This window comes from Massilia paldalensis (genome assembly GCF_044901715.1).
Lineage (GTDB): Bacteria > Pseudomonadota > Gammaproteobacteria > Burkholderiales > Burkholderiaceae_D > Telluria > Telluria paldalensis.
This window is the reverse complement of the sequence record NZ_JBJCIU010000003.1, coordinates 664,011-672,810: the sequence shown is the minus strand read 5'-3', so window position 1 is coordinate 672,810 and position 8,800 is coordinate 664,011. Positions and strand designations below refer to the sequence as shown.

Genomic DNA, 8,800 nt, shown 5'->3' with positions numbered 1-8,800 from the left:
CGCAAGCGGCCAGGTCGAGATGAGGCGGGGTGGGCTGGGAGGCGCACGGCTGATGCCATGCTAAAAGATCATGCCTGTGGACACCGTGCGCTAGCGTACACAGTTGGTGCGTGGATATGCACGCGATGTGGAACGGCGGGCACATTGGCGCCCGCCGGTTTCGATTTTTCGTGTTACAGCAGCGCCAGGCCGCCGGCGAGCGTGAACGCCTGCGGATGGCCCAGCCGCTGCAGGCACAGCGCCGCGCGCGCGCTGCGGTTGCCGCTGCGGCAGAAGAACACCAGTGGACGCGCCGGCTGCGCCAGCAAGCCGGCCGCATGCTCGGCCAGGCGCGACAACGGCACGGCCAGCGCCGCGCGGCCTGCCGGCGCACCTGCGCCGACGGCCGTCTCGCCCGCTTCGCGCACGTCGACCAGCAGCGCATCCGGATGCCGGCGCAGGAAGTCCTCCAGCGCATCCGCCGCCAGCTGCGCGGGCGCGTCGTCGCGGCGCACGCCGCCCTGGGCGGACGCCGCGCCGAACGGCACGCCGGCCGTGTCGGCCGCATGGCACAGCAGCGCCTCCCTGCCTGCGATGCGGGAGATGCGTTCGAGCGCCAATGCGCCATTGCCGGCGAAGACCATGCGTACCGCATCGGCCGGCAGCTGCGCTCCGGCCGCGGCGCCCAGCAGGTACAGGGCGGCGCCCTCTCCCGCATCGACGCGCGCCAGCGCTGCCGTGCCGAGCGCCAGCGCTGGCGCGCGGCTGCCGTCGCCCAGCAGCGTCTCGCCACCAGCCTGCGGCCAGCCGAACGGTCCCGGATCGGCGGCGTCCTGTCCCAGCGCCGCGCGCAGCAGACCGCGCGCATGTTCCCCATCGGGGTCGGCCCCGGTGCCCAGCACGGCGCTCACGCGCAGGTCCTGGCCGCGCAGCTGGGCCGCGACGCGCCCCGCGAGCGGCGCGGGCGGATCGATCACGATCGCCTGGCCGGCGCGGCGGTCGAACACGATCCAGCCGTGGCGCCCTTCGCTGCTGAGCTGCTGCACGCCGGAGCTGCCGTCCGCATGGTCGAGGGCCTGGTGGCGCAGCGCTTCGCCGCAGCGGCGGATGCGCGCGCAGGCGGCGTCGATGAAGGCGTCGTCGGCCAGCGGCCCGAACGACAGGCGCACGGCGCCGCTGCTGCGCCACAAGGGCAGGCCCATCGCCGCCAGCACGTAGCTGGGCGCGGCCTTGGCCGCCGAGCAGGCTGAGCCGGCCGAGACGCGCAGGCCGGCCGCGTCGAACAGGTCGAGCACGTCCTTGCTGGCCAGGTCCGGCACGGCGAAGTTCAGCGTGGTCGGCAGCGCCAGGTCGAACGGGGCATTGAACACGATGCCGGGGAAGGCGTCGCGCAGCGCGTCCGCCACGCGCTCGCGCATGGCGGCCAGCTGCGCATGGCTGCGGAAGGTCGTGCCCTCTTCCAGGGCGGCCAGCACGGCGCCCATGGCGGCGATGCCGGCCATGTTCTCGGTGCCGGAACGCTGGCCGGATTCCTGGCCGCCGCCGATCATCAGGGGCGTGTAGGGGGCGCCGTCGCGCACGTAGAGGATGCCGATGCCCTTGGGCGCATGCAGCTTGTGGCCCGAGAACGGCGCGTAGTCGATGCGCGTGTTCGCCAGGTCGAGCGGCAGCTTGCCGAGCGCCTGCACGCAGTCCACCATCCAGTAGGCGCGCGGGCCGTGCTTGCGCAGCACGTGCGCGATGCCTTCGAGGTCCGAGATTACGCCCGTCTCGTTGTTGGCCGCCATCGTGCACACCATGGCGGCGCGGGGCGCCAGTTCGCGCAGCACATCCAGGCGGTGGCGGCCGCCGCCGTCGACGGGCAGCGCCTGCAGCGTGAGGCCCGTGCCCAGCAGGCGGTTCCAGTGCGCCAGCGCTTCCGACACGGCCTTGTGCTCGGTGGCGCCGTAGACCAGCAGGTCGCCCACCGCTTCGCCGGCCGCGCGCCGCTCGCGGATCGCGCACAGCGCCGACAGCACGGCGGTCTGGATGCCTTCGGTGGCGCCGCTGGTGAACAGCACGCGGCCCGGGCCCGCGCCCAGCACGCGGCGGGCGCGCAGGCGGGTCCCGTCGAGGATCTGCTTGGCGCGCAGGCCGGTCGCATGGCTGCTGCTCGGATTGCCGTATCGCCCTTCCATCGCCTCGACCGCCGCGGCGAGCGCGGAAGGCAGGACCGGCGAAGTGGCGTTTGCGTCGAGGTAGATGTCCGGGGTCATGAAATAATTGCTAAAAGTCCAAAAATAGTTGAGCCATGCGCGTGATTGTTGAGTAATATGTTACGGACTCATGCCGAATTGGACGTACTAAAGAATCTTTGGTTTTCCACGGCAGAAGAACAAACATTCTGAAAAACTCGGGACGGAAACAATGAACTCACTCGACAAATACGATTGTGCGATTCTGGCCGCCCTACAGGCGGACGCTACCCTGTCGATTTCCGGCTTGAGCGAGAAAGTGGGCCTGTCCAGCACCCCTTGCTGGAAGCGCGTCAAGCGCCTGGAGGAAGAGGGCTATATCGAGAGCCGGGTGAGCATCGTCAACCGCCACAAGGTCGGCCTGCCCGTCACGGTGTTCGTCAGCGTGCGCACGACGGAGCACGACGAGAAGTGGCTGGAAAAATTCGCCGCGTCCGTGATGGCCCTGCCCGAGGTGCTGGAATTCCACCGCATGAGCGGCGACGTCGACTACCTGCTGAAGGTCGTCACCACCGACATCGACGGCTACGACCGTTTCTACAAGAAGCTGATCAAGACCGCGCAGCTGTCCGGCGTCTCGTCGGCCTTCTCGATGGAGCAGATCAAGTACACCACGGCGCTGCCGCTGGAGCTGATCTCGCACGGGCTGGCCGCCTGAGCCGCCATCCTGTTTGCATGCGCGCGTGATCGTGCGATGATGGCAGCCGTTTGCATCGAACGGAGACACCAAGGAATGCCATCGAAATTCACCATCGCGTTCGCCGCCGGCCTGCTGGCGCTCGGCGCGCAGGCACAAGGACAAGCGCAGGAACAGGTCGTGCGCATCGGCGTGAGCGGCCCGCTGTCCGGCGCCAATGCCTTTGCCGGCAAGGACAACGAGAACGGCGTGCGCCTCGCCGTCGAGGAACTGAACGCCCAGAAGATCAAGGCCGGCGGCAAGACCCTGCGCTTCGAGCTGCTGTCCGAGGATGACCAGGGCGACCCGAAGGCCGGCGTGAACGTCGCCCAGAAATTCGCCGACGCCGGCGTCAAGTTCGTGCTCGGCCCCTACAACTCGGGCGTGGCGATTCCCGCATCGCGCGTCTACAACGATGCCGGCATCCTGATGTCGACCGTGGGCACCAGCCCCAAGATCACGCAGGCGCGCTACCCGAACGTGTTCCGCATCGTGGCCAGCGACACCCAGGTCGGCGCCTCGATGGCCGCCTACGCCGCCAAGGAACTCAAGCTCAAGAAGGTCGGCGTGATCGACGACCGCACCGCCTTCGGCCAGGGCATCGCCGACGAATTCGCGCGCCAGGCGCGCAGCTCGGGCCTGGCCGTCGCCGGGCGCCAGTTCACCACCGACAAGGCCAGCGATTTCTCCGCCATCCTGACCGCCTTCCGCGCCCAGAAGGTCGATGCGATCTTCTACGGCGGCTACGCGCCCCAGGGCGCCCCGATGGCGCGCCAGATGAAGCAGCTCGGCATGGCGAACGTGCGCCTGCTCGGCGGCGACACGCTGTGCAGCCCCGAGATGGCCAAGCTGGGCGGCGATGCCGTCGGCGACAACATCCTGTGCGCGCAGGCCGGCGCCATGCTCGACAAGCAGCCCGGCGGCGCCGCGTTCAAGGCCCGCTACAAGCAGCGCTTCCAGCGCGACCCGGACGTGTACGCGCCGGCCTTCTACGACCAGGCCATGTTCATCGGCCGCGCCATCAAGGATGCGGGCGCGGTCGACGCGGCCGCCGTGTCCAAGGCCCTGCACACGACCAGCTACCAGGGCGTGGCCGGCACCTACGGCTACGACGACGGCGGCAACCTGAAGAAGACGGCCGTGACGGTCTATACCTTCAAGGGCGGCCAGCTGGCGCCCCTGGCGAGCTATTGAATACAGCCTGGTAAAGACTGGGCATGCTGGCGGCACCCGGGTATGCTGGGCGCCGCCATTTCTTTTCCCCCGAGAGCACATCGACACATGACACACCTCCTGAAGTTCGGCGCGATCGCTTGCGCCGCCATGATCGCCTGCGCCTCTGCCGGCGCCGCCGAAGACGCAAAGGCCGCCAAGCCTGCGGCAGCAAAGCCTGCTGCCAGCGCCGCCTCGAAGACGCTGAACAAACTGGCCGACGACTACTGGGACGCGCTGGCCCGCTTCGATCCGGTATCGGCCGGCGAAAGCGGCGACAACCGCTTCGCCGACCAGATCGGCATGTCGATCGCGCCGCAACAGCGCGCCGCCCAGTTCGCGCTGTACAAGGACTACCTGAAGCGCCTGCATGCGATCCCGCGCGCCGGCCTCGCGCAGCGCGACCAGACCAGCTGGGACATCCTCGACTATGAATTGCGCACGGCGCTGCGCTTCGAGCCCTTCCCCGAACACCTGCTGCCCATCAACCAGATGGACAGCCTGCCCGTGACGCTGGCGAACTACGCCAGCGGCCAGGGCGCGCAGCCGCTGTCGAGCGCCAAGGATTACCAGGCCTACCTGAGCCGCCTGTCGCAGCTCGGCCCGTGGATCGACCAGGCCATCGCCAATATGCGCGAGGGCATGCGGCGCGGCGTGGTGCAGCCGAAGGCGATCATGCAATCGGCCCTGCCGCAGTTCAAGCAGCTGGTGGCCGCCAAGCCGGAAGACAGCATCTACTATGCGCCCGTGAAGAACTTCCCGGCCGGCGTGAGCGATGCGGACAAGAAGCTGCTGACGGACCGCTACCGCGTCGTCATCGAGGCCAAGCTGAACCCTGCCCTGCAGCGCCTGGCCGACTTCCTGGACAAGGAATACATCCCGGCCTGCCGCACCAGCACCGGCTGGAACGCGCTGCCGCAGGGGATGGACTGGTACCTCGTGCGCGTGGCCAGCCAGACCACGACCGACCTGCAGCCGGAGCAGATCCACCAGACGGGCCTGAAGGAAGTCGCGCGCATCCAGGGAGAGTACGCGCGCATCGGCCCGAAGATGGGCTACACGGGACCCGCCGCCGGCCTGCCGACCTGGGTGTCGGAACAGGCGAAATACAAGCCGTTCAAGACCGACAAGGAAGTCATCGACGTCTACCGCCACCTCGACGGCGTGCTCGACACCAAGCTGCCGGCCCTGTTCACGCTGCGCCCGAAGACGCCGCTCGACCTGCGCCTGGAACCGGAACTGTCGCGCGCGACGGCATCCGACCACTACACGCCGCCGGCCGTCGACGGCTCGCGCCCCGGCGTGTTCTGGTCGGTGGTGAACGACCCGACGCAATACGGCAGCACGGGCATGGTCACGCTGTTCCTGCATGAAGGCAAGCCGGGCCACCACTTCCACATCGCGCTGATGCAGGAGCTGGGCCTGCCGAACTTCCGCAAGTTCGGCGGCAACAATGCCTTCACCGAAGGCTGGGCGTTGTACGCCGAGACGCTGGGCCGCGAGATGGGCCTGTTCGACAAGCCGGAAGATTATTTCGGCCACCTGAACGACGAGATGCTGCGCGCCGTGCGCCTGGTCGTCGACACGGGCATGCACGCCAAAGGCTGGACGCGCGAGCAGTCGATCCAGTACATGCGCGAGACCCTGGGCTACCCGGAATCGATCGCGCGCAGCGAGACCGAGCGCTACATGGCGTGGCCGGGCCAGGCGCTGGGCTACAAGATCGGCTCCCTGAAGATCCAGGAACTGCGCCGCCGCGCGGAGACGGCGCTGGGCAGCAAGTTCAGCCTGCCGAAGTTCCACGAGATCGTGCTGGGCGAAGGCACGCTGCCCCTGGAACTGCTGGAGAAGAAGGTCGACCGCTGGATCGCCGAGAGCAAATGACGCTGCAACCGAGGCGGCCTACAGACAGGTCGCCTCGGTATCGTACCCCAGCGGCACATAGTAATCCGCGTAAGGCTTCCGGTCGCGCGGCGTACGATACAGCCGCATATGGATGCCTTCGATGCCGAGGCACTGGCGCACGACGACGGGCCTTGCGCCCTGTCCCAGCGTGATTTCCCACGTATCCCGCCCGCGCTTGCGCACCGCGGTCATGCCCGTCAGGCCGAAGGCGATAGCGCCAGGCTGCGCGCCCATGGCGGCCTTGCCGGCCAGGTAGCCGGGGTAGGCCTGGATCTTCTCGTCCTTGTCCGGATCGCCGTACAGCACCTCCGACGCGCTGCCAGCCCTCGGCTTCGCCGGGCGAGCGCCCGGCTTCGGGCCGACATGAAAACAGCAATCGATCTTCGCCTTCGGCTCCGTGAGCACGTAGGGCAGCTCGGTACCGGCGGCCACGCCGCGCACGGTGGAGTGCAGCGCGGGGCTGCCTTCCTGGCGCAGGTCGACCACGTAGAAAGCGGGCGGTTCGGCCGCATACAGGGCCTGGCTGTACAGGGCCAGCGTCAGGCAGAGGGATCGTTTCATTGGTCGTGAACGGGCATCGGCGTGCATGGTCGAAAAGCAGAATATGCCCAAGCCGCGCCCGCCTGTCCAGCCCATCCTTTGCACGGCTTTTTGGTGTCGGGTGAAAATCGGTGAGTTTTCCAGGGAGAAAAATTCGGCATACTTCCCGTTGGCCGGCGCCCGCCGGCATCGATACCTACAACAATCCAGAACGGGGAATCATGGCAACGCGCATCGCACTGAAACACAAGGAGTCCGGCATCGTGAAGGACGGTTATTACGGCTTTTCCTGGACCACGCTTTTCTTCGGCTTCTTTCCCGCGCTGTTCCGCTCGGACTTCATCACCTTCATCGGCGGCTTCGTCGTCTGGCTGATCATCGGCTTCATGACCTTCGGCATCGGCTCCTTCTTCGTCGGCTTCGTCTGGGCCTTCATGTACAACAAGTATTACACCCGCAAGCTGATCGAACGCGGTTACGTACTGGCCGGCTCGGATGCCGACAATACCCTGGCCGCGTCGGCGCTGGGCATCGCCCTGCCCGCCGCAGCGGTCGTCGCCGTCTGAACACGCCTCGGTAGCGCACACGAACAAGGAGCTCCGCGCGGGCTCCTTTTGATGGCAAGACTTGCTTCAACCTGCGCGCACGCTGCACCACGTCACGCGGGGCGCCGGGCAACGTCGTTATTTACCCACCGCTTTGCGTGCGAGGTCGCGCTCCACGACCCGCAGGAAGGTAGCGACCGACCAATCGAGGTCGTTCACGTAGATCGCCGGCAGGTACACCTGGCCGTTGGCGCGGGCCCGGTTCACGTAGACCTTGTTCGGAATGATCGCCGAGGCCAGCCCGGAATGCAGTTTCTGCGTCCGCACTTCCATATACGTCGAATCGGCCGAACTCGGCGCGCCGATCAGGACGGTATTGGGGAACTGGGTGAACACGTCCAGCGCATCGAGGCAGGCGCTGGCGCACTGGCCGGGCACGATGACGTACACGGGCCGGGTGAATGGCGGCGGGTCGGTCGGCAGGTCCGCGGCGGGATACTTGGCGACTGCGGCCATGTCGCCGTCCTTCTCCACATAGAACTTGTCGCCGCGCGCCAGGGCCGCCTGCATGCCGGCGCTGTTGCGGCGCGCCCACTCCACGGCATCAGCCTGTTTTTCCCTGGTCAGCTCCTCGACCAGGTGTGTGACGTGCTCCACGTTGCCGGGCGACGCGCGCCACCAGACCTCGGTCCTGGCCGAGCGCGCGTCCATGCGCCGCTTGACACGGCCCTCTCCCCACAGCGCGACGGCCAGGTCGCGGCTCCAGAACGAGGAGCCGCCCTGGTTCTGGCGCAGGTCGATGACGACCGCATCCGCATCCAGGAAACGCTGGCGCTTGCCCGATATCTCCTTGTTGATGGCGCGGTAGGTCTCGCGCTCCTTCTCGTCGGGCTGGTAGCTCGGCATCGCGATCCAGTACAGCCCCTTGCGCGGCTCGGACAGGCCCGCCTCCAGCGTCTGGCCGTTGTAGGCGGCGGTGCGCCAGCGTCTGGTCTGCTCGTCCCAGGGCTTCCACGCGATGTCGCGGGCATAGGTCTTTCCGTTCAGGGCAAACTCGCAGCGCCGGGGCAGCTGGATGAACGGATTGCCGGAGTCGACGAAGAGGTTGCGGGTGCGGGACCACCAGCGCCCCGGCTCGCCGATGCGGCCGTCGAACGCGAACACATTGTCCTCGAGGAGCTTCTTGACCGGCTTGCCGTCGCAGCCGAGGACTTGCGAACCGGCGGCCGGCCCGCCCGGTTCCGATGCATGGATGAACAGGCCCGTCTCGCGCCAGACGACCACGAAGCCGGGCCAGCGCGGCGCCGGCGCGAGTTCCGCGCCGAGCCCGGGGTTCATGCCCGCGTGGCCATCGCCGATGGCGGCGTTGAAGCGCAGCAGGGCAGCGGTGTAGGCGCCCGGGCCATCGACCTTCGCCGCCAGCGCCAGCCCTTCCTGGCGTGCCTTGTCGAGGTTGCCGGCGAAGGCGGGGTTGGCGGGGTCGAACATGCCCGGATGGTTGTCGCGCGTGATGCGCGCGCCTTCCTCGATGTCCTGGATGGCGGCCTGGCGCCATTCTGCAGGCGTGGCCGGGACGGCCGTCTGCGCGTGGGCGCCGAAAGCAACGGCCAGCAGCGCGAGGCCGGCGTGCAGCGCACGAAAAGCGTGATTGCTCAAGGAATCCTCCAGGCCATCATTCGTCGATATGCCGTCGAATGATACGGTCCGGA

7 protein-coding genes are annotated in these 8,800 nt (G+C 67.9%); 4 read left to right on the top strand and 3 right to left on the bottom strand.

Going from position 1 to position 8,800, the window contains the following annotated elements; all coding sequences use genetic code 11:
• Positions 1–173 precede the first annotated feature (173 nt).
• Complete coding sequence (locus ACI1V7_RS17740) at positions 174–2,234, bottom strand: aminotransferase class V-fold PLP-dependent enzyme (protein ID WP_404533116.1); 2,061 nt, start codon at positions 2,232–2,234, stop codon at positions 174–176.
• Between the two features lie 151 nt (positions 2,235–2,385).
• On the opposite strand from ACI1V7_RS17740, the gene ACI1V7_RS17735 reads away from it, so the two are divergent.
• The 3 genes from ACI1V7_RS17735 (at position 2,386) to ACI1V7_RS17725 (ending at position 5,985) form a co-directional block, all read left to right on the top strand.
• On the top strand, positions 2,386–2,871 hold the full coding sequence (locus ACI1V7_RS17735) for an Lrp/AsnC family transcriptional regulator (protein ID WP_290415158.1): 486 nt from the start codon (positions 2,386–2,388) through the stop codon (positions 2,869–2,871).
• A gap of 75 nt (positions 2,872–2,946) precedes the next feature.
• Complete coding sequence (locus tag ACI1V7_RS17730; RefSeq protein WP_404533115.1) at positions 2,947–4,083, top strand: branched-chain amino acid ABC transporter substrate-binding protein; 1,137 nt, start codon at positions 2,947–2,949, stop codon at positions 4,081–4,083.
• A gap of 87 nt (positions 4,084–4,170) precedes the next feature.
• Entirely contained in the window at positions 4,171–5,985 is a 1,815-nt protein-coding gene (locus ACI1V7_RS17725; RefSeq protein ID WP_404533114.1) for a DUF885 domain-containing protein, read from the top strand.
• Between the two features lie 18 nt (positions 5,986–6,003).
• Here ACI1V7_RS17725 and ACI1V7_RS17720 read toward each other — a convergent pair whose 3' ends face one another.
• Positions 6,004–6,567 (bottom strand): hypothetical protein, encoded by a 564-nt coding sequence (locus tag ACI1V7_RS17720; RefSeq protein WP_404533113.1) that lies wholly within the window; start codon positions 6,565–6,567, stop codon positions 6,004–6,006.
• A 200-nt stretch (positions 6,568–6,767) separates the two neighbouring features.
• On the opposite strand from ACI1V7_RS17720, the gene ACI1V7_RS17715 reads away from it, so the two are divergent.
• Complete coding sequence (locus tag ACI1V7_RS17715) at positions 6,768–7,112, top strand: hypothetical protein (protein ID WP_404533112.1); 345 nt, start codon at positions 6,768–6,770, stop codon at positions 7,110–7,112.
• 117 nt (positions 7,113–7,229) lie between these two features.
• Here ACI1V7_RS17715 and ACI1V7_RS17710 read toward each other — a convergent pair whose 3' ends face one another.
• Positions 7,230–8,747 (bottom strand): S41 family peptidase, encoded by a 1,518-nt coding sequence (locus ACI1V7_RS17710; protein ID WP_404533110.1) that lies wholly within the window; start codon positions 8,745–8,747, stop codon positions 7,230–7,232.
• Positions 8,748–8,800: the final 53 nt, after the last annotated feature.

Bases quoted from the DNA above. Each gene is read 5' to 3' on its own strand.
- ACI1V7_RS17740 (WP_404533116.1), bottom strand. From the start codon at position 2,234: ATGACCCCGGACATCTACCTCGACGCAAACGCCACTTCGCCGGTCCTG.
- ACI1V7_RS17735 (WP_290415158.1), top strand. From the start codon at position 2,386: ATGAACTCACTCGACAAATACGATTGTGCGATTCTGGCCGCCCTACAG.
- ACI1V7_RS17730 (WP_404533115.1), top strand. From the start codon at position 2,947: ATGCCATCGAAATTCACCATCGCGTTCGCCGCCGGCCTGCTGGCGCTC.
- ACI1V7_RS17725 (WP_404533114.1), top strand. From the start codon at position 4,171: ATGACACACCTCCTGAAGTTCGGCGCGATCGCTTGCGCCGCCATGATC.
- ACI1V7_RS17720 (WP_404533113.1), bottom strand. From the start codon at position 6,567: ATGAAACGATCCCTCTGCCTGACGCTGGCCCTGTACAGCCAGGCCCTG.
- ACI1V7_RS17715 (WP_404533112.1), top strand. From the start codon at position 6,768: ATGGCAACGCGCATCGCACTGAAACACAAGGAGTCCGGCATCGTGAAG.